Consider the following 22,424-nt stretch of genomic DNA (forward strand, 5'->3'; position numbering starts at 1 on the left):
GTGGCTAAGCTGGCCCGGATGTTCAGCCCCGAAGGCCCCAGCGTTCGCGAACTCGCCGTCCAGGCTCTGTCGTCCGTCGAGCACGGCTACGACCTGCTCGCCCCGAAGTTCGACCACACCCCCTTCCGTACCCCGGACTCGGTGCTCGAGGCCGTCGGCTCGGCGCTGCGGCGGATGGGGCCCTTCGACGTGGGGCTCGACCTGTGCTGCGGTACCGGCGCCGGGGTCGATGTACTGGCGCGGGTGTGCCGACGCGGCGTCACCGGGGTCGACTTCAGCGCCGGCATGCTCGCGGTGGCCGCACAGCACACCCCGCCCGCCGGGCCGCATGTCTCCTGGGTGCGCGCGGACGTCCGTGCCCTGCCGTTCGGCCCCGCCTTCGACCTCGTCGTGAGCTTCGGGGCGTTCGGGCACTTCCTGCCGGGCGAACTGCCGGGACTGTTCGGCCAGGTGCGTTCCGTGCTGCGGCCGGGCGGGTGTTTCGCCTTCCCCGTCGTCGCCCCGCCGCGGCCCGCGTCCCGCGCCTACTGGATGCTGCTCGGCTTCGACGCGGTGATGCGGGTGCGCAACGCCGTGTGGCGGCCTCCGTTCGTCATGTACTACCGGGCCTTCCGGATGGGAGAGGTACGGCGGGAGCTGGAGCGGGCCGGGTTCCGGGTGGAGCTGCACGCCCTGCCCGAGTTCGGACGGCGGCGGGACGGCAGCCCACGGGTCCGGATGGTCGTGGCCCGTCGGCTGCCGTAGCGGAGCCGGGTGTCAGTTCCGGATGAACGTCAGTTCTGGATAACCGGATGAACGTCAGCTCCGGATGAAGTCGAGCAGGTCGGCGTTGAAGGCCTGCTCGAAGTCGCCCACCAGACCGTGCGGGGCGCCCGGATACACCTTCAGCGTGGCGTCCTTGACCAGCTGGGCCGTCTTCTGCGCGGAGGCCGCGATCGGCACGATCTGGTCGTCGTCGCCGTGCGCCACGAGCGTCGGCACGTCGATGCGCTGGAGATCTTCGGTGAAGTCGGTCTCGGAGAATTCCTTGACGCAGTCGTACGCCCCCTTGAGCCCCGCCTGCATGCTCCACAGCCAGAACGCGCGGCGCATGCCCAGCGACTCGGTGGCGCCGGGCCGGTTGTAGCCGTAGAAGGCCTCGCTCAGATCCCAGTAGAACTGCGAGCGATCCGCCTCCACGCCCGCGCGGATCCCGTCGAACGCCTCGATCGGCGTGCCCTCCGGGTTGGCGGCCGTCCGCAGCATCAGCGGTGGCACCGCGCCCAGCAGCACGGCCTTGGCCACCCGCGCGGTTCCGTGTCGTCCGATGTAGCGGGCCACCTCGCCGCCGCCGGTCGAATGACCCACCAGGATCGCGTCGTTGAGACCCAGGGACTCGATCAGCTCGGCCAGGTCGTCGGCGTACTGGTCCATGTGGTTGCCCTGCCAGGGCTGGCCGGAGCGGCCGTGCCCGCGGCGGTCGTGCGCGATCGCCCGGTAGCCGTGATCGGCGACGAGACGGGCCTGTCCGTCCCAGGCGTCCGCGTTGAGCGGCCAGCCGTGGCTGAAGACCACGGGCTGCCCGCTGCCCCAGTCCTTGTAGTGGATGTCGGTGCCGTCGGAAGTCGTGAACGTGCCCACGAGGAACCTCTCTTCCTGTGCTGATTCTTGAACGAGGCGTTGGCGATCAGCTTTGCCTTCTCCTCGCCGACCGTTTTGGCGAAACCGTACCGGAACTGGTCATAAGCGGGCGAAACGGCGCGAGGTCTGATCAGCCGGGCAGCGATGTCGTGAGCGTGAACGGCGGCACCGCCCTACAAGGCGCCGACCAACGCCATCTTCCACGGGTCGTCGGCGATGCGGCCCCATGCGGATCATCACGTAGCCCAGTGACACCTCCGCCTCCGGGTCGGCCAGGCCGCACGAGCCGCCGAAGCCGTCGTGTCCGAAAACCCTCGGGTTGGGCCCGTAGGAGCCGCTCGGCCCGCTGAGCCACGGGCCGAGCCCGACCTCGGTGTCGTGTGCGAGGCCGGCGCCGAGCACCAGGTCGCGACAGTTGCCCTGCCCCTCGCGCACGCGTTCGGCGGCCTCGGGGGAGAGCACCCGGTGGCCGTCGTGGACACCCCGGCCCGCGAAGACGCCGTAGAGCGCGGCGACGGCTCGCGCGGTGCCGTGGCCGTTCGCGGCGGGGATCTCGGCGGCCCGCCACTCGGGCGAGTCGGCCTCCGCGGCCCCCACCGGGGGATTGGTCAGAGCGGCGATCGCCGTCGGCGTCAACTGGCTGAAGAGGGCCGCCTGTTCGTCGGCCGGCAAGGCCGCGGAGGCACCAGTTCGGCCGCCCGCCCGGTCTCCTTCTCCGGCAGCCCGATGGTGAAGTCGATCCCGAGCGGCCCGGTCACCTCCCCCTCCAGGAACGCGCCGGGCAGCAGCCCCGAGACGCGCCGCACGACCTCACGGCCACCGGCGCGTCGAGGTCGAGCCACGGGCTCGCCGTCGACCATGACGGTGACCGCGGCACCCAGCTCCCCGCGGTCGCGGAAGTTCTCCTCGAACGCCCCCTCCGTCGTCCGTCGGAAACCCGGGCCGCTGTTGTCGCGTCCCGGGCCCCAAGAAGCCGGCCGGCCGCGTCGAACCGTACGAAGACGCAGCCGGCGAGCGTGGCGGCCGCACCGCCCTCCGCCGCGAGAACCCGCCTCTCAGGCGTACGACCGCAGCCAGTCCAGCTTGGCCGCCTCCTGGTAGGGGCCGCCGCCCTCGTGGTCGTTGAAGTCGTACACCTCGATCGCCTTCTCGTCGTGCGCCCAGGCGTTGAAGGCCCCGAACACGGTCGAGGGCGGGCAGGTCTGGTCCTCCAGGGCCGCGGAGAACAGGGCGGGAGCCCGGCCGCGGGTCGCGAAGTGCACGCCGTCGAAGTAGGAGAGGGTGCGCAGGGCCTCCTCGGTGCGACCGCGGTGCGTCTTGAGGTAGAGGCCGATCTCCCGGTACGGGTGACGGTCCGTCAGCCTCGCCGCGCGCGGGAAGTCGCACAGGAACGGCACGTCCGGAGCGACGGCCGCCAGGTCCGGGACCAGGCCGCCCACCGCGATCGAGATGCCGCCGCCCTGGCTGCCGCCGGTGGCGACCGTGCGCGCGGCATCGGTCAGCGGGTGCGAGCGGGCCGCCTCCACCGCGCGCACCCCGTCCGTGAACACCCGGCGGTAGTAGTAGTCCTCGGGAGCGTCGATGCCCCGGGTCATGAAACCGGGGAACGCGGGCGCGCCGCCCACCGGATCCGCGGTGCCGCCACCGCCACCCGACGCGCTGCCCTGGCCGCGGGTGTCCATCACGAAGTGCGCCCGGCCCGTCGACGCCCACAGCAGATGCTCGTGCGGCAGACCGCGCCCGCCGCCGTACCCGATGAACTCCACGACCACCGGGACCGGCGCGGAGATCTCGGCGGGAATCGTGAACCAGCCCTTCACCGGGTGTCCGCCGAACCCGGCGAACGTGACGTCGTACACCTTCACCGTGGTCAGGCCCGTGTCGACAAGCTCGAAACGGGCGTTCAGGTCGTGCTCGCGGGCTTCCTGAAGGGTCTTGGTCCAGAACGCGTCGAAGTCCTCGGGCTCGACGGACGCGCTGCGATACGCGCGGAGCTCGTCGAGCGGAAGGTCGAACAGGGCCATGTAGAACCGCCTTTGTGGAGATTGGGTGCGGGCGATCACACGGTACGTGGGTGGTCGGACGACTCGCCAGGTCTTTGCCCCCATACGCGCCTACCATGGCGCCATGACGTCTGCCGCGGATGCGCCGGTCAACGCAGTGGAACTGCTGGTCAGGGATGCCGAGCTGCTCGTCGTGGACGGGGAGCGGGAGATCCCGGGCGGCTGGGTGGGCATCACGGGTGGTCGGGTCACCGGCATCGGACCCCCCGGGACCGAGCCCGTATCCCGGACGACCGTCTCCGCGGCTGGACGGCTCGTCACGCCGGGCCTGATCAACACGCATCACCACATCTACCAGAACCTCACCCGTTCGTACGCGCCCGCCGTGAACGGCTCGCTGTTCGACTGGCTGACCACCCTGTACCCGCTGTGGGCCGCCCTCGACGAGGAGGCCGCCTATGTCTCGGCGTACGTCGGGATGGCCGAGCTGCTGATGGGCGGCTGCACGACGTCGTCGGACCACCTCTACGTCCATCCCCGCCCGCGCCTGGTCGACGCCGAGATCCGGGCCGCCCGCGACATCGGCTTCCGGTTCCATGCCACCCGCGGCTCGATGACCCGCTCCGTCGAGGACGGCGGGCTGCCGCCGAGGAGCGTCACGCAGACCGACGAGGAGGTCCTCGCGGACAGCGAGCGGGTCGTCAAGGCCCACCACGACCCCGAACCGGGTGCGCTGGTGCGGGTCGCGCTCGCGCCCTGCTCGCCGTTCTCGGTGACCAAGGAACTGATGACGGCGACCGCCGAACTCGCCGAGCGGCTCGACGTACGGCTGCACACCCACCTCGCCGAGGACCGCGACGAGGACAGCTACTGCCTGGAGACCTACGGCTGCCGGCCTGTCGAGTACTTCGAGGAGACCGGCTGGATGAGCGACCGCACCTGGGTCGCCCACTGCATCTACCCGAACGACGCCGAGCTGCGCCGCCTCGCGGCCGCGGGCGTCGGCGTGGCGCACTGCCCCAGCTCCAACATGCTCATCGGCGGCGGCACGGCACGCGTCCGCGAAATGCGCGAACTCGGACTGCCCGTCGGCATCGGCTGCGACGGCTCCGCCTCCACCGACCACGCCTCGCTCTGGATGGAGACCCGCGGGGCGCTGCTGCTCGGGCGCTACCGGGGCGGGCCCGGCGCGATGACCGCGCGGGACGCCCTCGACCTCGCGACCCGCGGGTCGGCCCGCTGCCTGGGCCGCGCGGACGAGCTGGGGCACCTGCGGCCCGGGGCGTGCGCCGACCTGGTCGTCTGGGACCTGCACGCGGTCGCCCTCGCCGGTGCGGTGAGCGACCCGCTGGAGGCGTGGCTGCGCTGCGGGCCCGCTCGCGCGTGGACGACGGTGGTCGCGGGGAAGGTGCTGGTCGACCGGGGTGAGCCGGTTCTCCCAGGGCTGGCGGACGCGCTGCGGACGCACGGGGGGATCGCGCGGCGGATGCAGCAAGGGGCGTAAGCGGTACTTCGGCCGGCCGGTCAGGCGCGGCGGCGCGTCCACTGCGGCTCGGTCAGGGCCCAGTCCCGCTCCCACTCGGCCATCCGGCGGCGGGTGGCCGCGCCCCGGACGACGGAGCGGCCGAGGAGCACCACGGCGACCGCGGCGCCCGCCGCGCACACGCCCATGGTGAGGGTGTGCTGCCAGACCGCGGTCTCGTCCGGCGGCGGGGGCACGCTCCGGCCGCGGCTGTCGAACCACACGTCGACCAGATCTCCCTGGCGCGTTCCCGCCGGGACGGGCGCCGTGGCCGTCCGCTGACCGCTACCGGGCTCCGTCCAGCGCACGGTCGCCCGATAGGTGTGGTCCCGGCCGCTCAGCACCGTCGTCCGCGTGCCGGGGGTTTTGCTGACGACCTCGGCGCGGACGCGCTCGCGATCGGCGCGCTGCGTCGTCGCGATCGCATGTGCCTCGTCGTGCGCCCACCAGGCCGCGATCGCCCCGACCACGGGTGCCCCGACGAACAGCAGCACCGCGACGGCCAGGACCGTCCACGCCTCGATGACGTCCGACCGGCGCCTGAGCGGATTGCGCCGCCAGCGCCAGCCGCGCACCCGGGTTCGCATGTCGACCTCCGCACCGCGCACACCTGCGAGTGCCCACACGGATCTAGTACCCCTCCACCGGCAATTCACCAACGGCCCCCGCACGGGACCGCCGGGCAGGGGTGCCCAGCCGGGACGTGCCGAAACGCCGGGGCCCTGCCCAGACCCGGGGACCGGCCAGGCGGGTGCGGAAGAGTTCCGCGGTCCCGTCCGTCAGCCGAAGCGTTCGATCCGGATACGGTCCACGGGCTGGCCCGCCTCGACGAGCAGCCGCGAGGCATGCTCGGCGAAGGCGTTGGAGCCGCACACATAGGCCTCCCACCCACCCGGCGGCTGCTCGGCCAGGTGCGGCGCCACATGTGCCGCCGCCATACGTCCCACGGGCACACCCTCCGGCGCGCTGCGCGTGAACACCGGCGTCGTCTCCGCGCCCAACTCCCGCGCGTAGATGAGCTCCTCGGGACCGCGCGCCGACACCAGCAGCCGCAGCGGCACGGACAGGCCTCGCGCCCGGTGGTGACGCACCATCGACATCAGCGGTACGACCCCGGAGCCGGCGCCGATCAGCAGCGCGGGCCGGTCGCCGGGCCAGGCGAAGAAGCCGCTCAGCGGGCCGCGTACCGCGACCTCGTCCCCCGGCTGGGCGACCGTGTGGAACCAGCCCGAGACCTCACCGCCCTCGACGTGGTCGAGGGTCAGCTCGATGTGCCCCGAGTCGTCGGGGGCGGACGCGATCGAGTAGTGGCGCTGGGCCACATAGCCGTCCTCGGCGGTCAGCCGCAGCATCAGGTGCTGACCGGGCAGGTGCCCCGCCCAGCCGGGCACCGCGAACCGGAAGGTCGCGGCGTGCGGGGTCTCGCGGCGGATCTCGGTGAGCGTGGCGGTCTGCCACCGCGCGGCGGCCTGACGGCTCACGGCGATGCGCCCGGGCACGGCGAACCGGGTCGGCGGAGTGGAGGCGGGGGGAGTGGGGGCGGGTGGAGTGGACGTGTCAGTCATCTCAGTCACCGGAGTACCGCTGCTCCTCCCAGGGGTTGCCGCGCGCGTGGTAGCCGTTCTGCTCCCAGAAGCCCGGCTCGTCGTGGTCGAGCAGCCGGATGCCCGCGATCCACTTGGCGCTCTTCCAGAAGTACAGGTGCGGCACCAGCAGCCGCGCCGGCCCGCCGTGCTCGGCGGCGAGCGGCTTCCCGTCGTACTCCCAGGCGATCCAGGCCCGTCCGCCGGTGAGGTCGGCGAGCGGGAGGTTCGTGGTGTAGCCGGTGTGCGCATAGGCGACGGCATGTGTGGCGGACACATGGGGTCGCACCACATCCAGGAACGCGTCCAGCGACACGCCTCCGAACCGCACCCCGAACTTCGACCAGCTCGTCACGCAGTGGATGTCGCCCTCGTAGGCGGACGCCGGCAGCGCGTGCGCCTCGTCCCAGTTCCAGGTGCGCGGCCGCTCGACCAGGCCGTCGACGCGGAACGTCCAGTCGGCGGGCGCCAGTTCGGGCGTGACCTCCGCGGACAGGACGGGCCAGTCGTCGCCCGCGTCGTACTGGCCGGGCGGCAGACCGGGGTGGTGGACGCGGGCGCGTCCGGTGAAGCCTCGGGTGACATTCATATGGGTCCTGCGTGACGGCGGCGACGGTTGCTTACGCAGCCAACCGTACGTGCAGGGCAGGCGTGCCCGGCTCCCGGGCCGCTCCGGGATCATGAAGGCCGTATGAAGTCTCCCGGGTCCCGGGAATAGCGGACCGCGGATCTTCCTTGCCGACTGATGCCGCATCCGGTGGCCCCGGCGACAGCGAGGGAGAGTGGGAGCAGTGTCCAAGGTGTGCGTCTTCACGCGGTACGGCGGGTCGGACGGCGAGGCCTGCGGCAAGGTCGTGATCGAGGTCGCCCGATGACCACCAGCGCATCGCCGACCGCCGCCGCATCGCCGACTCCCGCCGCCCCGCACATCCTCGACAACCCCGCTCGTGCCGCGCTGACCGGCCCGCACGCCCACTTCGCCGAGCGGCGTGGCCGGGTGCTGCGCTATCCCGTCGACGTCACGCCGTGGCTGGCCCTGCCCGACGAGCCCGACGCCGACGACTGGGCCGACGTCGCGGCGCTCGCGGGCCCCGGCACCGAGGTCCCGCTGCTCGGGTTCCGGGGGCGGGTCCCCGACGACTGGGAGGTCACGTTCCGAATAGAGGGCGTGCAGTTCGTGGACGACGGGCTGGCCGCCGCCCCGGACCCGGAGGCCGTCCGACTCGGCCCCGCCGACGTGCCCGACATGCTCGACCTGGTGCGGCGGACCCAGCCCGGACCCTTCCTGCCCCGCACCATCGAACTCGGCACCTACCTCGGCATTCGCCGGAACGGCGCCCTCGTCGCCATGGCGGGGGAGCGGCTGCGTCCGCCGGGCTGGACCGAGATCAGCGCGGTCTGCACCGACCCGGCCGCCCGTGGCGAGGGGCTCGCGACCCGGCTGATCCTCGCCGTCGCCCACGGCATCAGGGAACGCGGCGAGACCCCGTTCCTGCACACGGGCGCCGGCAACGCCGGCGCCATCCGGCTCTACGAGTCGCTGGGCTTCCGCCTGCGCCGCACGACGGCGTTCGGTGCCGCGCGGGTGCCGGAGCCGCTGCCGGAGACCCGTGCGGCTGTGCCGACGTCGTAAACGTCGTAGCGGAGCCGTCGGTCGGGGAGCTCTCAGTCCTCCCCGGAACCGGAACCGGCCGCCGCCGACCACGAGTTGTAGCGCGCGAGATACCTGGCGAACCGCTCCAGATCCTCCGCCGGCCAGTCCGCGAGCCGTTCCCGGAAGACCGAGCGGCGGCTCGCGGTGACCTGGGCGAGGATGCGCCGGCCGGCCGCGGACAGATCCAGGACCTGGACGCGGTGGTCCTCCGGGTCGAGGCGCCGCTCGATGAGGCCGGCGCGCTCCAGCGCGGCCACCTGGCGGCTGACCGTGGACTTGTCCAGGGCGTAGTGCGCGGCCAGGTCGGTGGCGCGGCAGCCGCCGCTCTCCTCCAGGTGCCCGAGCAGTGTGTACGAGACCAGCGACAGCTCGGGGTGCATGCGTCCGGCCGAGGCACGCGCCCGGCGGGCGAAGGCGGTCATCTCGCGCTGGATGGTCTCCACGGCGATGTCGGCGGCGGTTGCTTCGGCTGCTGTCACGGGATCTCCTTCACCCCATCGGATTGCTGGTTGCATAATACAACTTGAAGTCTGAGGGCCGTCGGGCGACTGATCGTTGGGATAGGGTGGCCGTCCGGCTGCGGGTGGTCCCAGCCGTGCGAGCCGTGGAGGTGAGACCCATTACCGCTGTGTCAGCTCGGGTGCTCTCTCCTCGAATCGGCGCGGATCACCGCCAGTAGGTGACCGCGGGAGCGCCCTTCGGCTCCCGAAAGGCCTTCGGCTTCCATGCCCCCACTGTCTTCTCCCTCTCCCTCTCCCTCTTCCTCGCCTTCCTCACCGCAGTCGTCGCCCTCGTCCCATGGCTCCGTCGTCGCCGCGCTCCGCGCCGCCGGCTGTGTCTTCGCCGAGGACGAGGCGCAGCTGATCCTGGCCGCCGCCCGCACCTCGGAGGAGCTGGCCGCCCTGGTGGACCGCCGGGTCGCCGGGCAGCCTCTCGAACTCGTCCTCGGCTGGGCCGGGTTCCGCGGGCTGCGCGTCGCCGTGGAACCCGGCGTCTTCGTGCCCCGTCGCCGTACCGAATTCCTGGTCGAACAGGCCCTCGCCCAAGCCCCCCGGGCCTCCGTCGTCGTGGACCTGTGCTGCGGCTCGGGTGCTGTCGGCGCCGCCCTGGCCGACGCGCTCGGCCCCGTCGAGCTGCATGCCGCCGACATCGACCCGGCCGCGGTGCGCTGCGCCCGCCGCAACATCGCCGCCGCCGGCGGTCACGCCCACGCGGGCGACCTGTTCGAGGCGCTGCCCGGTGACCTGCGCGGCCGGGTCGACCTCCTCGCGGCCAATGTGCCGTACGTCCCCACCGGCGAGGTCGATTTCCTGCCCGCGGAGGCGCGTGAACACGAGCCGCTGGTCGCTCTCGACGGAGGCGCGGACGGCCTGGACATCCTGCGCCGGGTCGTGGCCGAGGCGCCTCGGTGGCTCGCGCCCGGCGGCAGCCTGCTGATCGAGACGAGCGAACGCCAAGCCCCGGAAGCCGTCGCCGCGTTCACCCGCGGCGGCCTGTCGACCCGCCTGGCCGTGTCCGAGCGGCTGTACGCCAACGTCGTGATCGGAACCAAGGCCTAGGCCCGGCCTAGCCCAGTTCTAGCGGCGCACGGCGGCCTGGTCCCTCCGGACCAGGCCGCCGGACACCGGCGCCGGGCCGAGGTCGCGGTCGCCGTCCGCGTGGCGCAGGACCCAGTCGTCGAGGTCGCGTGCCGCTTCCAGGGGGTGTCCGGCCATACAGGCCCGCCAGCAGCGGGCCGCGGCACCCTCGGGGGAGCGCAGTTCCTCGCGGAAGCGGGCCTCGGCCGCCGCGAAGCACGCCCGCGCGGTCTGCGGGGGCACGCCCAGCACCTCGCCGACGCGGGCCCAGCCTGCGCCGCCCAGGCGCTCGGACACGGCGGCGGCTTCGAGGAAGCGGTGCGCGGCCCTGAGCACCTGGACGGCGTCCGCCAGTACGGCACCGGGAGAGCGGACCGTGCCGTCGGAACACAGCTCGTGCTCGCCGATCGGGACGGCGGCGCGCGCGAGGTCGGCCAGTTCGCACGCCTCGTAGGCCATCACCACGCGCGCTCGCGTCGCCTCCGTGTACGGCGCGGTGGCTCCCGCGTCACCTTCGGTCATGTCATCGGCCTCCGTCCCGGCGGTCCTTGGAAGATCACTGAGCCTCCCCGGCGTCAACTGCGCACGAAATAGAGGACGGTCATCGTGACGGCGGTGCTCAGGACGATGCTCCGCAGCAGCCGGGCGGGGAGACGGCGGGCGAGATGGGCGCCGCCGAAGCCGCCGGCCACCGCGCCGGCCAGCATGCTCGTGAGCACCAGTGGAGCGCTCCGCGCGTCCGAGGCGATGAGGAACAGCGCGGTCGCGCTGAGATAGACGGCCGCGAGCTGGGTGATCCGCATCGGATTGCCGGCCGCGGCGTCGACACCGAGGCCGATGCTCCACAGGGCGAGCATCATGATGCCTACGGCACCGCCGAAGTATCCGCCGTACAGAGCGAGGAGGAACTGGCCGGTCACCACGGCCCCTGAACCCATCGCGACCGGGCGGCCCAGCGTCGCGCTCAGCGCGCCGGAGAGGCGGCGCCCGAAGGCGAGCAGCACCGTGGCGAACGCCAGCAGCCACGGCACCGCGGCGTCGAAGACCTCCGACGGCAGTGCCAGCAGCAGACCCGCACCGAGGCCGCCCCCGATCACACTGGCTGTGGTCAGCGCCGTCATGGAGGTGCCCCCGACCGGGGTGAGCTCGCGTCGGTAGACCCAGGCGCCGGCCACCGCGCCGGGGACGAGGGCGATCGTCGACGAGGCGTTCGCGGTCACCGGGGACAGGCCGACGGCGACCAGCGCGGGCAGCGCCACGAAGGTGCCGCCTCCGCCGACGGCGTTGAGCGCGCCGGCGGCGACACCGGCCAGCAGGACGAGCAGGGTCTCGGACACCTGCCGAGCATCGCCCCCTGTGCGGCCGGTTCACAATGCGCGATCCGCACACCCAGCCTAAGGCTGTGCCATAGGCTCGGGCACGTGCGCTATGACCTGGACGATCTGCGGCTCTTCCTCGCCATCGTGGCGGAGGGGTCGATCACGGCGGGCGCACGCAGGATGCACCTGAGCCTGCCGTCGGCCAGCGCGCGGGTGCGCGCGCTGGAGCACCACGCCGGCGTGGACCTGCTGGTGCGCGGCCGCCGGGGGGTACGGCCCACTCCGGCGGGGACGACCCTGGCCCGGCACGCCCGCGAGGTCGTCGACCGGACGGCCCGGCTCGACAGCGCCGTCGCGAGCTACACCAAATCACCAACCACCCGGCTGACCCTGCTGAGCGGCAGTTCGGCGATGCACCGACTCGTGCCGCGGGCCCTGGTCTCGTTCCTCCAAGCCCACCCGGACGTCGACGTCACGGTCCGGGAAAGCCGCACCCCGCACACTGTGCGCATGCTCGCCGACGGCGAGGCGGACCTGGGAGTCGTGGTCGACGACGAGGCCCGCGACCGCGGCCTCGACCTGGAGGCCCTAGGCGACGACTTCCTGGTCGTCATCGGCCAGTCCGGCGGGATTCTCGTCGGCCGGAGCGCGGTGTCCTACAGCGAGGTGGCCGAGCACCCGCTCGTCGGGCTCGACGCCGACTCCGCGCTGCGCCGCTGGATCGAGGAGCACCTCGGTCCGCACGCCCCGGCGGCGCGGTATCGCACCACCGTCGCCGACCTCAACGTCCTCATCGCCCTCGCCGCCGCCGGCGTCGGGCTCGCCGTCGTACCGCGCCGCGCCCTCGACCCGGGCCGGCCGCTCGACGTGTGCGAACTGCGAGATCCCTGGGCCCGCCGTCACCTCCTGCTGGCCTGGGGCGTCAACGACCGGCCCGCGCCCGCCGCGGCGCTGGCCGAACACCTGCGACAGGCGGCACTGCCCGAGCCTGCCGCCACGGGGCAGACGGGAATGTGACGACAGGGCCCAGGACCTACCGGGCCCACTTCGGCGTCCACGTCCCGGCGTCACGCCGGACGGCGCCGAGGTGGGCTCGGAGCGCGGGCGACGAAGGTGGGTACGGCATCGAGATCCACGGCCGTCAGCGTAGAGACACAACCCACGGTTGTGGCGACCCGGCCCGCTGGTTGTTTGATCTGCTGACCTGTTCCCCGCTTTGATGTCGCTGGCCGACGTGAGGTTGTTCAGGGCGACAGCGAGGGGTGTGCCGGCGATGGGGGCGAGGCGGTCGCTGGGGAGGCCATTCGGATGGCTGTGGGCGGCCTACGCCGTCAGTACGTTCGGCACGCGCCTCGCGTTCGACGCCTTTTCCCTGATCGCGGTGCTCGTGCTGCACGCCGGGCCGACCGCGGTGTCCGCGCTGGCGGCCACCGGGCTGGCGGTGGGGGCGGTGGTGGCGGTTCCGCTCGGCCCGTGGGTGGAGTTCCGCCGCAAGCGGCCGGTGATGGTCGCGATGGACCTGATCCGGTTCGCGGCCGTGCTGAGCGTGCCCGCCGCGTTCGCGCTCGGCCGGCTCACGTTCGCCCACCTCCTGCTCGTGGCGGTCGTCGCCGCGGCGGCCGACATCACCTTCATGGCGGCGTCCGGCGCCTTCCTCAGGGCACTCGTGCCGCGCGAGGACCGGCTCGTCGCGAACGGCAGGTTCGAGGCCACGACCTGGACCGCCACCATCCTCGGACCGCCCATCGGCGGGGCCGCGATCGGGCTGTTCGGCCCGGTGACGACCCTGGTCCTCGACGCCGTCAGCTACCTGCTCTCGGCCCTGGGGATCCGCGCGATCGGCGGCAAGGAGTCCCCACCCGCGCGCTCCGAGCCGCCTGCCCGCTTCCGGGCGGGCGACCTGCTCGAAGGGTGGCGGCACATCCTGGCCGGCCCGGCGCTGCGGCCTCTGTTCCTCAACACGATCGCGGTCAACGGTCTGACCATGGCGACCTCGCCACTGCTCGCCGTCCTCATGCTCGGCCACCTGGGATTCGCGCCCTGGCAGTACAGCCTCGCCTTCGCGGTGCCCTGCGTGGGCGGCCTGATCGGCTCACGGCTGGCCCCCCGGCTCGTCGCGCGGCACGGACACCGCCGGGTCATGCTCACGGCCGGGGCACTGCGCGCCTGCTGGTTGATCGGGCTGGCCTTCATCCAGCCCGGTACGCCCGGTCTCGTGCTGGTCATGGCCGTAGAACTGGGGATGATCACGTGCTTCGGCGTGTTCAACCCGGTGCTCTCCACCTACCGGCTCGACCACACCGCGAAGGACCGGGTCGTGCGCACTCTGTCGGCGTGGTCGGTCACCAGCAAACTCACCATCGCGGCCCTCACCGCCCTGTGGGGTCTGCTGGCCGGTCTCGCCGGAACCCGCACCGCGATCGCGATCGCCGGTCTGCTGATGCTGGCGACCCCGCTGCTGCTGCCGAGACCCGACCGGTCCCCCAAGGATGAGCGGGACGCGGTCGGCAGCCCTGTGTGACGGAGGCCGGCGGCAGCCTTGTGCGACGGAGGCCTGCGTCAGGTCGTCGTGCCGCTGCCCGAGGGGCTGGGGCTGGGGTCGCGCCAGTCCCGGGGCCCGTGGCCGGGGAACTTGTGACGCCCGTCGCCGTGGTGCTTCTTCTCCTTCTCCCAGGTGCCCGACAGGACATGCGTGGCGGTCCTGGTGCCGTCGTCGGAGCGGGTGCCCACCAGGTAGGCCTTTTCACCCTTCTTGAGGGCGCCGGAGCCCGACGTGCCGTCCGTGCCGTCGCCGAAGACCTTCGTGTCCGAGCCAACGGTCCACGTCCAGGAAGCTCCGTCCTCGCTCTTGACCGTGACCTGGTCGCCGTCCGCCTTCTCGACGGTGCCCCGCTGCCAGACCCGGACGACCCAGTCACCGGTGTCGTGGTCCCGCACGGTCGCCTCGCCGTGCACCCCGCCGACGCCGAGCCCGAACCGCGGGCCACGGCCGTGGCGGTCACCGCGGTCGCCCGGTGACGGCGACGCGGATCCGGCGGCCGCGGGCACGGCCTCAGCGCCCGAGCCGGCCGAGTTTCCGGAGTTCCCCGAGGTGGCCGCGTAGGCGACCGAGCCGCCGAGCGCCAGGACGGCGACCGTGGCCGCCGCGGTGACCGCGCGGGCCCGGAAAGACTGCCGCCGCCACAACCCGCGCAGGGCCGCGCCCTGTCCCGACTCCCGTTCCGCTCCGCCGGGACCGGTGACCACCTCCCAGTCCGCGCCGGCGGTGTGTTCCTGGTCCGGATCGTGCGTCACGGTTCTCTCCCATCGGCCACGGCACTTGGCATCCCGACTGCCATGCCTTGCTGTGATTGTCCGTTGCGACCGATAAGAAACGGATAACCAGTTCCTGTGAATTCGGGCCGCGGCACCCGTCCCCGCCGCCGCTCGCGGCTAATCGGGCGTCTGCACGCGGGCGATGAGCAGCGCCACGTCGTCGGAGGTGTCCGGCTGGTGCAGGGTCCGCAGCAGGAGGTCGCACACCTCCTCCAGCGGGCGGTCGGGCCCTTCGAGCAGGGCCAGCAGGGCGCTGAGGCGTTCGTCGAGCGGGTGCTGCCGCGTCTCGACGAGGCCGTCGGTGTAGAGCACGAGCCGGTCGCCGGGTTCCAGGTCGACGGTGGTGGTGGAGAAGGCGACGCCGCCCACGCCCAGCGGTGCGCCGGTGGGCAGTTCGAGCAGTTCCGGGGGACGGCCGGCGCGCACCCGGGCCGGCGGCAGGTGCCCTGCGTTGGCGATCCGGCACTGCCGCAGCCGGGGGTCGTGGATGGCGTACACACAGGTGGCGATGGCCTCGTCCAGGCCCTCGGTGATCCTGTCGAGGTGCTCCAGGAGCCGGGCCGGGTCGAGGTCCAGGGAGGCCAGCGTGGTGGTGGCGGTACGCAGCCGGCCCATGGTCGCGGCGGCGTTGATGCCGCTGCCCATCACGTCGCCCACGACCAGCGCGGTCTTGCCGTCCTCCAACGGGATCACGTCGAACCAGTCGCCGCCGACCTCGGCGGTGGATCCCGCGGGCTGGTAGCGCGAGGCGACCTCCAGCCCGCCGGTCACGGTCGGGTGGCTGGGCAGCAGGCTGCGCTGCAGGGTGAGGGCGGTGTCGCGGGCGTTCTGATACCAGCGGGCGTTGTCGATCTGCACGGCCGCGCGCGACGCCAACTCACGCGCCAGCAGCAGGTCGTCCTCGCCGAACGGCAGCGGGTTGCGGGTGCGCTTGAGATCGAGGGCGCCGAGCACCTCACCGCGCGCGATCAGCGGCACGGCCAGATACGAGTGCACGCCCGCGCGGGCCAGCAGTTCCGCCGCCTGAGCCGAACGCGCGACGCGCGGCAGGTCCGCGGGCTCGACCCGTGCCACCAGGACCGGCTCGCCCGTGCGCACGCACTCGGTGACGAGGCGGTCGGCTGCGTACCGGACCACCTGCCCGGGCGGGTCGGCCGCGCGCAGCGCGTCCGGGGCGCGGTCGGCCTCGACGGCCAGGGCGCGGATCACGGCCGGTTCGGCGGGACCGAGCGTGCTGGGCCTGCCCTGCACCACCGCTTCCAGCAGATCCACGGCCGCGATGTCGGCGAGGTCGGGCACGGCCACCTCGGCCAGCTCCCCTGCGGTCCGCTCCAGGTCCAGCGTGGTGCCGATCCGGGTGGAGGCGTCGGCGATGACGGCAAGGCGCCGCCGCGCCGACTCGGTCTCGACGGCCGCCCGGTGCTCCTCGGTGACGTCCGCCACCGAGCCGGCCACGCCCAGCACGGTGCCGAGCGCGTCCTCCAGCCGGTACAGCGAGACCGACCAGGCGTGCTCCTCGTCCGGATCGGCCGGAGTACGGCCGACGGTGCGCTGATCGACGAGCGGCCGGCCCGTCCGCAGCACCTCGCGCGCCGCCGACTCGAAGGTGTCGGCGTCGAGATGCGGCAGGACCTCGCGGATCGTACGTCCCAGGTGCTCCTCGGCCGGGAGGCCGTTGAGCCGCTCCAGCGCCGGATTGACGGAGACGTACCGCAGGTCCGTGTCCAGGACGGCGAGACCGATCGGGGACTGCGCGACCATCCGCGTCGACAGCGCCACGTCCCGCTCCAGCTGTCGTACGGTCGTCCGGTCGGCGGCGAGCCCCAGGGCGTAGACGTCGCCCCGGCCGTCGAGCAGCCGCATGTTGCGGAACTCCACGAGCCGGGTGCTGCCGTCCTTGCGCCGGACCGGAAAGGCCCCGGCCCAGCCCTCGCCGGTGTGCATGACGTCGGCGAACAGCTTGACGACCAGGTCGACATGCTGCTCGTGGACCATGATCCGGGCCGCGTGCTGCCCCAGCGCCTCCCGTGCCGGGTAGCCGAACAGCTCCTCGGCCTGCGGGCTCCACAGCACGATGCGTCCCTCGGTGTCCAGGACCACCGAGGCCACGCCGAGCACATCGAGCAGCCCGCTCGGCCGCACCGACCCGCGCACCGGCTCATCGCCCTCCGGCACGGGAATCCCGGCTGCTGTCATGGCACGCACCGCCTTCGCCGTTGCTCGCGGCACGCCGTTCCCCCATGCCGACTCCCCTTGTTCTACCGCGCCCAACCGTCTCTGCGACGCCCTCGGCGGCTTATTCCACCATCCCTCAACACGGCGCGGCCGTCCGGCGAAGCCGCGGCGTGCGCGTGACCGGGGCGTCGGACAGCAAGACGTATCGCCTCACGCGGAGTTGAGCGGCCGGTCATCCCGCCCTCGCCAGGTATGACGGCTGTCTCAACCTCGTCACAGCCGCCCCAACCGGCATGCGGCAGTGCTTACATGAGGTCCAAGATTCACTTCGGCCCAGCATGTGATCGACGGGGGAGAGATGGACGTACGGCGTGGTGGATCCGGGGTGCGCCGCCCCGCGCAGACATCTCTGCGTCGCGGTGCGGTCCTCGCGGCGTGTGGACTGATGCTGACCGCATGCACGCAGGCGGGCGACGGCGGGGGCGGGAGCCGGCCGCCCGGGTCCGCGAAGGGCGCCAGTGGTTCTCCCTCGGCGAGCGCGGAGGCTGTGCCGCCCGCCGCGCCCACCAAGGAGGCCGACCCGGCCAGGGTCCCGAGAACGGCGTCGGCGGCGACGGCGCTCGTCCGCGCGGTGATCGCCGACCCGGAACTGGTCGGCGCCGGTGCGGTGCGCGCGACGCCGTACGAGAGCGACCCCGGCAGCTGGGCGGTGCTGGGCGCGGACTGCGCCTGGCAGCGCGAGCGGCTGCCGCGGGACGTACTCGCCACGCTCACCCGGTACTTCGAGGTGCCGGCGAAGAAGGGGCAGAAGGGCCAGGAGGCGACGCGGCTGTCGGCCACCGTCACCGTGCACCGGACGACTCTCGACGCCGCCTGGGAGCAGGCCGGAATGCTCGAAGAGGCGATGGGCTGTCCGCAGCAGACGCTGAGCGCCGACGAGCGGCTGACGGGGCTCGCGTCCTCCGCCTTCGGCTGGGGCGAGAACAGCAACTTCTACGCCGACGACGTGCTCCGCGAGGGGGGCGAGTGCCGCAGGGGTACCGGGAGCGGCTCGCGCCCCTACCACTGGACCCAGGCCACGTTCGGCCCAGTCGTCGTGAGTGTGTCCAGCTGCGGCGAGCAAGCCGGCAATGAGGGGCAGGCGGTGGACCCGGCGGACTCCCTCACCTTGATGCTGAACCGGGCCGAGGACAAGATCGGGCGCCCGGTCGGCCGGGCCTCCGGCACGGCCACACCATCCGCCGGCGAGGGAGGTGCGTGATGGAGCGGCTGCTGCCGTCGGACCCGTCGCGCCTGGGCGAACACCGGCTGCTGGGGCGGCTGGGCGCGGGCGGCATGGGCGTGGTGTACCTGGCGCGTACGGACGCCGGGGAGCTGGCCGCCGTGAAGGTGATCCAGCCCGAGTACGCCGACGAGGCGGAGTTCCGGACCCGGTTCCGTCGTGAGGTGGCCGCGGCCCGGCAGGTCGCCAGCCCGTGGGTGGTGCGGGTGACCGGCGCCGACACTCAGGCACGGGCCCCCTGGCTCGCGACCGCGTTCGTGCCCGGGCCGTCGCTGGCCGAGGCCGTCGCCGCCCGCGGCCCGCTGCCCGGATCCGCGGTGCGCGTGCTCGGCGGGATGCTGGGGCGGGCCCTGGCGACCGTGCACGGTGTGGGGCTGGTGCACCGGGACGTCAAGCCCGGCAACGTCCTGCTCGCCCTGGACGGTCCGCGGCTGATCGACTTCGGCATCGCGCGTTCCACGTCGGCCGAGGAGACGGCGCTCACCGCAGACAGCGTGGTCGTGGGCACCCCGGGCTTCCTCTCACCCGAGCAGGCGCGGGCGGGGCGGGTCGAGGCGGCGAGCGATGTGTTCTCGCTGGGCTGTGTGCTGGCGTACGCGGGCACCGGCCGTCCGCCCTTCGGCACCGGCGCGGTCGACGCCCTGCTGTACCGCACCGTGCACGACGAGCCCGACCTCGACGGCATCGCGGACCAGGACCTGCGGGCGCTGCTGGCGCGCTGCCTCGCCAAGGACCCCGCCGCCCGGCCCACGGCGGACGAGGTCGCGGTCGCGCTCACTCAGGAGGTGCCGGACGGCTCCGTCGACTGGCTGCCGGACGCGGTCGTACGGACGATCGCCGACCGGTCCGCCGAGATGCTGGCACTGCCCGCCGTCGAACCCACCGAGGTGTCGGGCTCCTCGGACGCGGTGCCGCCGGACCGGCGGCGGTTCCTCGCCCTGGCGGCGGGCGGCACCGCGCTGGTCGCCGCCGGCGGCGGGACCGCCCTGTGGGCCGCGCTGCGCGACGGCGGTTCGGGCGGGCGCACCCCCGCGGCCCGCCGGTGGGTGATCGGCGTCCAAGCGGACCTGACCGGCCCTCAGAAGGCGGCGGGCCGGGCGCAGGAGCGGGCGGCACGGCTGGCCGTCGAGCAGTTCAACTCCCGTGAGAACAAGCCCTTCACGCTCGCCCTGGAGGTCGTGGACGACCAGGGCGGCGCGGCCGGGGCGCGGTCGGCGGCCCGGCGGCTGACCGGCGACGACGACGTGCTCGCCGTCCTCGGCCCCACCGGCTGGACCTCCGCCGAGGCCTCCGTGGAGACCTACGAGACCGCGGGCCTGCCCCTGTTGACCGTGTCGGAGGTGTCCGTCTCCTCGACGAACTCCGCCCTGGTCCTCGACCCGAAGGTGTACTTCCACGCCGCCCCGCTCATCATGACCGCCGGCTACATGACTGACCTGACGCTGGCCGCGCAGGGCTCCCGCCGGATGGGCCTGCTCGTCGACCGCGCGGGACGGCTGACCGGCTGGGAGACCTCCGAGATGGCCTACAACGTGGCGGCCACGGCCAAGCTGGAGCTGTACGACCGTTTCGTCCCGGCCGCCGCGCCCGATCCGTCCGTGGTCCTGCCCGACATGCTCGGCCGCGGCATCGACAGCCTCTACTACACCGGAACCCCCGAGCGGGCCGCACTGGTCGCCCGCGCTCTGGCCGAGCGGGGCTTCGACGGGCCGCGGTTCCTCGACCATCCCGCGGCCACGGACGCCTTCGTCACCGCGGCCGGGCAGGCGGCCGAGGGCTGGGAAGTGCTCGCCCCCTACGTCACCTCCGACGCCCCGGCCGTACGCACCTTCGTCACCGACTACCGCGAGCGGTACGGCGGCACACCGGGCATCTGGGCCCCGGAGGCGTACGACGTCACCCGCCTGATCATCGACCGGATCACCGCCCTCAGGACGAGGAACGGCCGGCGCCCCAGCCGGGCCCAACTCGCGGCAGCCCTCCTCAAGGCCGACTTCAAGGGACTGACCACCACCTACGCGTTCGAGAAGGACCGGACACTGCGCCTGAGCCACCTGTACCGACTGCGGGTCACCGGCGGCCGTTTCCGGTACGTCGACCTCGTGCCCATGGGCGGCTGAGGCGGAGGCGCCGGATGCGAGCACTGACAGCGGCGGACCCCGAGGAGGTCGGCGGGCACCGCCTGCTGGCCCGGCTGGGCGCCGGCGGCATGGGCGTGGTGTACCTGGCCCGTACCCGCCGGGGGCAACTCGTCGCGCTCAAGGTGATCCGCGTCGAGCACGCCGCCGACCCGCACTTCCGGGCCCGGTTCCGGCGTGAGGCGCGGCTGGCGGCACAGGTGCGGGGCCGTTGGGTGGTGCCGGTGACGGACGCCGACGCCGAGGCCCGCGCGCCCTGGCTGGCCACCGCGTTCGTCCCCGGTCCGGCGCTGGCCGAGGCGGTGGCCGGCCACGGACCGCTGCCGGTGCGGAGTGTGCTCGTCCTCGGCCGGCGCATCGCCGACGCGCTGACCGGCCTGCACACCACCGGGCTGGTCCACCGGGACGTCAAGCCCGCCAACATCCTGCTCGCTCAGGACGGCCCCCGCCTCATCGACTTCGGCATCGCGCGGGGCGCCGGAGCCACGGCCCTGACCGCCCCCGACGCGGTGATCGGCACGCCCGGTTACCTTTCGCCCGAGCAAACGCGCGCGTACGGCGACGAGGTGGGCCCCGCGAGCGACGTCTTCTCGCTGGGCGGCGTCCTGGCCTACGCGGCCTCGGGGCGGTCGCCGTTCGGCGGCGGCGACCCCGCGACGGTCCTGTACCGCACCGTGCACGAGGAGCCGGACCTGGACGGCCTCGCCCGGCTGCCCGGCCCGGCGCGCGACGCCATCGCCCGCTGCCTGGCCAAGGACGCCACCGAGCGCCCCACCGCGGCCGAACTCCGCGATCTGCTGGACGACTTGAGCACCCGGCGGGACCCCCGCCTGACCCTCGCGGACGCACCGCTCGGTCCGGACGCCCCGGACGGCGACTGGCTGCCACCCGCCGTGCTCCGCATGGTCGCCGAGCGCGCGGCCCGCGCCCTGGATCCGCCCGCCCGCACCGCCGCGCCCGCGGCCCCCGACACGCCGCACACCTTCCCGACCAAGGCGTACGACGACTCGGCCGAACAGACGCTGTCCGCCTCCCGCCGCCGGATCCTGGCCGTCGGCTCGGCGGCGGCCGCCGTACTCGTCACCGGTGGGATCGGCGCCGTGGCCCTGACGACGGGAGACGACACCGCGAAGGGGAACGGCGCCGCCGGCCTGCCCTCCCACACCATCGGCCTGCAAGGAGTCGGCACGGAGCAGGAACGCGGCGCCCGCCTCGCGGTCGCCGCCCACAACGCCCGGGAAGACGTCCGCTTCCGGCTCGCCCTGAAAGCCGTCGACGACCATGGCACGGCCCCCGAAGCCGAGAACGCGGCCCGCGAACTGATCGCCGACCCCGCCGTGCGCGCGGTGATCGGTCCCACCACCAGGGCCGCGGTGGGCGCGGCGGGCCCGCTGTTCGCGAAGGCGAACATGCCGATGGTGCTGGTGTCCTCGGACGGCAGCCCACTCAGCACCACAACGACAGAAAGTCTGTGCATCACCCGGGTCGGCGACGACGACCTCGGCATGCCCCTGGTCTACTACCTCACCCTGGCGGCCTCCGCGCCCCGGACCGCCGTCATCGAGGACCGGGCGGCGGGCAAGACGGCGGCAGACCTGGCCCGCACCGTCCGCGACAGGCCACCCGGCGGCGGAACGGTGAGCATCCACTCCGTGCCCGCCGACGAGGACGACTTCCGCCCCGCCGTCGCCCGGGCGCTGGCCGCCAAGCCCGGCGCCGTCGTCCACGCGGGCGTCTCACCCGCCCGGGCCGCCGCCTGCGCCCGCGCCCTCGCGGCGGCGGGATTCACCGGCCCCCGCACCGCCGTCGAACCCGTCATGCGCTCCGCGTTCCTCAAGGCGGCGGGCGGGGCCGCCGAGGGCTGGGTGTTCGCCGCGCCGTACACCCAGCCCCAGTCGGCCACCACCAAGGCCGCCCGCGCGTTCACCGCCGCCTACCGCACCCGCTACGGCGCCGCCCCCGGCCGGTGGGCCGCCGAGGCGTACGACGCCGTGAACCTGATCGCCCGCACGCTGACGGCACTCGGCGGCGGAGCCGACGTCACCGCCGGTCAGGTCACCGGCCGGCTGTTCCAGACGTCGACGGACGGAGTGGCCAAACCGATCCGCTTCGACAACCCGCACACCTTCGACTCCGAGCACGCGAGCTTCCTCTACCGGGCCACCGAGGGGCGTTTCCGGTTCCTGGGCCGATACGACCGCGTGGACGCCTGACACGCGTCGCCCGGGCCTGCCGT

Annotated in this window: 19 protein-coding genes and 1 pseudogene; 9 read left to right on the top strand and 11 right to left on the bottom strand. The window is 73.5% G+C overall.

Going from position 1 to position 22,424, the window contains the following annotated elements; translation table 11 throughout:
• The first annotated feature begins 18 nt into the window (after positions 1–18).
• A complete protein-coding gene (locus AB0I77_RS06845; protein WP_363281315.1) occupies positions 19–744 on the top strand; it encodes a class I SAM-dependent methyltransferase in 726 nt (241 codons plus the stop codon).
• A gap of 54 nt (positions 745–798) precedes the next feature.
• Here AB0I77_RS06845 and AB0I77_RS06850 read toward each other — a convergent pair whose 3' ends face one another.
• From AB0I77_RS06850 to AB0I77_RS06860, 3 genes and pseudogenes are all read right to left on the bottom strand, one after another.
• Positions 799–1,620 carry an alpha/beta hydrolase gene (locus AB0I77_RS06850; protein ID WP_363281316.1) on the bottom strand — a complete coding sequence of 274 codons (822 nt, stop codon included), beginning with the start codon at positions 1,618–1,620 and terminating at the stop codon, positions 799–801.
• A gap of 173 nt (positions 1,621–1,793) precedes the next feature.
• Positions 1,794–2,432 (bottom strand): annotated as a pseudogene (locus tag AB0I77_RS06855) (serine hydrolase domain-containing protein); the annotation flags it as partial.
• A 243-nt stretch (positions 2,433–2,675) separates the two neighbouring features.
• Positions 2,676–3,644, bottom strand: a complete 969-nt coding sequence (locus AB0I77_RS06860) for an acetylxylan esterase (protein ID WP_363281317.1) — start codon at positions 3,642–3,644, stop codon at positions 2,676–2,678.
• Between the two features lie 103 nt (positions 3,645–3,747).
• On the opposite strand from AB0I77_RS06860, the gene AB0I77_RS06865 reads away from it, so the two are divergent.
• Complete coding sequence (locus AB0I77_RS06865) at positions 3,748–5,127, top strand: 8-oxoguanine deaminase (RefSeq protein ID WP_363281318.1); 1,380 nt, start codon at positions 3,748–3,750, stop codon at positions 5,125–5,127.
• Between the two features lie 20 nt (positions 5,128–5,147).
• On the opposite strand, the gene AB0I77_RS06870 is transcribed toward AB0I77_RS06865, so the two are convergent.
• The 3 genes from AB0I77_RS06870 to AB0I77_RS06880 form a co-directional block, all read right to left on the bottom strand.
• A complete protein-coding gene (locus AB0I77_RS06870; RefSeq protein WP_363281319.1) occupies positions 5,148–5,732 on the bottom strand; it encodes a hypothetical protein in 585 nt (194 codons plus the stop codon).
• 192 nt (positions 5,733–5,924) lie between these two features.
• A complete protein-coding gene (locus AB0I77_RS06875) occupies positions 5,925–6,710 on the bottom strand; it encodes a ferredoxin reductase (protein ID WP_363281320.1) in 786 nt (261 codons plus the stop codon).
• Between the two features lies 1 nt (position 6,711).
• Positions 6,712–7,317: a sulfite oxidase-like oxidoreductase gene (locus AB0I77_RS06880; RefSeq protein ID WP_363281321.1), complete on the bottom strand. Its 606-nt coding sequence runs from the start codon at positions 7,315–7,317 to the stop codon at positions 6,712–6,714.
• Positions 7,318–7,599: 282 nt separating this feature from the next.
• Between AB0I77_RS06880 and AB0I77_RS06885 the strand changes: the two genes are divergently transcribed.
• A complete protein-coding gene (locus tag AB0I77_RS06885; RefSeq protein WP_363281322.1) occupies positions 7,600–8,361 on the top strand; it encodes a GNAT family N-acetyltransferase in 762 nt (253 codons plus the stop codon).
• Between the two features lie 32 nt (positions 8,362–8,393).
• Here AB0I77_RS06885 and AB0I77_RS06890 read toward each other — a convergent pair whose 3' ends face one another.
• Positions 8,394–8,804: a MarR family winged helix-turn-helix transcriptional regulator gene (locus tag AB0I77_RS06890; protein ID WP_363281592.1), complete on the bottom strand. Its 411-nt coding sequence runs from the start codon at positions 8,802–8,804 to the stop codon at positions 8,394–8,396.
• A gap of 303 nt (positions 8,805–9,107) precedes the next feature.
• On the opposite strand from AB0I77_RS06890, the gene AB0I77_RS06895 reads away from it, so the two are divergent.
• Positions 9,108–9,941 (top strand): putative protein N(5)-glutamine methyltransferase, encoded by an 834-nt coding sequence (locus tag AB0I77_RS06895; RefSeq protein WP_363281323.1) that lies wholly within the window; start codon positions 9,108–9,110, stop codon positions 9,939–9,941.
• An 18-nt stretch (positions 9,942–9,959) separates the two neighbouring features.
• Here AB0I77_RS06895 and AB0I77_RS06900 read toward each other — a convergent pair whose 3' ends face one another.
• Positions 9,960–10,481 (bottom strand): hypothetical protein, encoded by a 522-nt coding sequence (locus AB0I77_RS06900; protein ID WP_363281324.1) that lies wholly within the window; start codon positions 10,479–10,481, stop codon positions 9,960–9,962.
• 53 nt (positions 10,482–10,534) lie between these two features.
• Complete coding sequence (locus tag AB0I77_RS06905) at positions 10,535–11,296, bottom strand: sulfite exporter TauE/SafE family protein (RefSeq protein WP_363281325.1); 762 nt, start codon at positions 11,294–11,296, stop codon at positions 10,535–10,537.
• 84 nt (positions 11,297–11,380) lie between these two features.
• On the opposite strand from AB0I77_RS06905, the gene AB0I77_RS06910 reads away from it, so the two are divergent.
• Both AB0I77_RS06910 and AB0I77_RS06915 read left to right on the top strand, forming a co-directional pair.
• Positions 11,381–12,295, top strand: coding sequence for a LysR family transcriptional regulator (locus AB0I77_RS06910; RefSeq protein ID WP_363281326.1), 915 nt, complete (start codon positions 11,381–11,383; stop codon positions 12,293–12,295).
• Positions 12,296–12,551: 256 nt separating this feature from the next.
• Positions 12,552–13,799: an MFS transporter gene (locus AB0I77_RS06915; RefSeq protein ID WP_363281327.1), complete on the top strand. Its 1,248-nt coding sequence runs from the start codon at positions 12,552–12,554 to the stop codon at positions 13,797–13,799.
• A 38-nt stretch (positions 13,800–13,837) separates the two neighbouring features.
• On the opposite strand, the gene AB0I77_RS06920 is transcribed toward AB0I77_RS06915, so the two are convergent.
• Positions 13,838–14,572: a hypothetical protein gene (locus AB0I77_RS06920; RefSeq protein WP_363281328.1), complete on the bottom strand. Its 735-nt coding sequence runs from the start codon at positions 14,570–14,572 to the stop codon at positions 13,838–13,840.
• Positions 14,573–14,710: 138 nt separating this feature from the next.
• Positions 14,711–16,789 (bottom strand): SpoIIE family protein phosphatase, encoded by a 2,079-nt coding sequence (locus AB0I77_RS06925; protein WP_363281329.1) that lies wholly within the window; start codon positions 16,787–16,789, stop codon positions 14,711–14,713.
• A gap of 424 nt (positions 16,790–17,213) precedes the next feature.
• Here AB0I77_RS06925 and AB0I77_RS06930 point away from each other — a divergent pair, with 424 nt between their 5' ends.
• The 3 genes from AB0I77_RS06930 to AB0I77_RS06940 are packed head-to-tail and all read left to right on the top strand — an operon-like array spanning position 17,214 to position 22,401.
• Positions 17,214–18,029 carry a hypothetical protein gene (locus tag AB0I77_RS06930; protein WP_363281330.1) on the top strand — a complete coding sequence of 272 codons (816 nt, stop codon included), beginning with the start codon at positions 17,214–17,216 and terminating at the stop codon, positions 18,027–18,029.
• Complete coding sequence (locus AB0I77_RS06935; RefSeq protein WP_363281331.1) at positions 18,029–20,170, top strand: bifunctional serine/threonine-protein kinase/ABC transporter substrate-binding protein; 2,142 nt, start codon at positions 18,029–18,031, stop codon at positions 20,168–20,170. The genes AB0I77_RS06930 and AB0I77_RS06935 overlap by 1 nt, the downstream gene beginning before the upstream one ends.
• 14 nt (positions 20,171–20,184) lie before the next feature.
• Entirely contained in the window at positions 20,185–22,401 is a 2,217-nt protein-coding gene (locus AB0I77_RS06940; RefSeq protein WP_363281332.1) for a bifunctional serine/threonine-protein kinase/ABC transporter substrate-binding protein, read from the top strand.
• The last annotated feature ends 23 nt before the right edge of the window (positions 22,402–22,424 follow it).

Origin of the sequence: Streptomyces sp. NPDC050619 (assembly GCF_040654815.1) — a bacterium.
Taxonomy (GTDB): Bacteria; Actinomycetota; Actinomycetes; order Streptomycetales; family Streptomycetaceae; genus Streptomyces.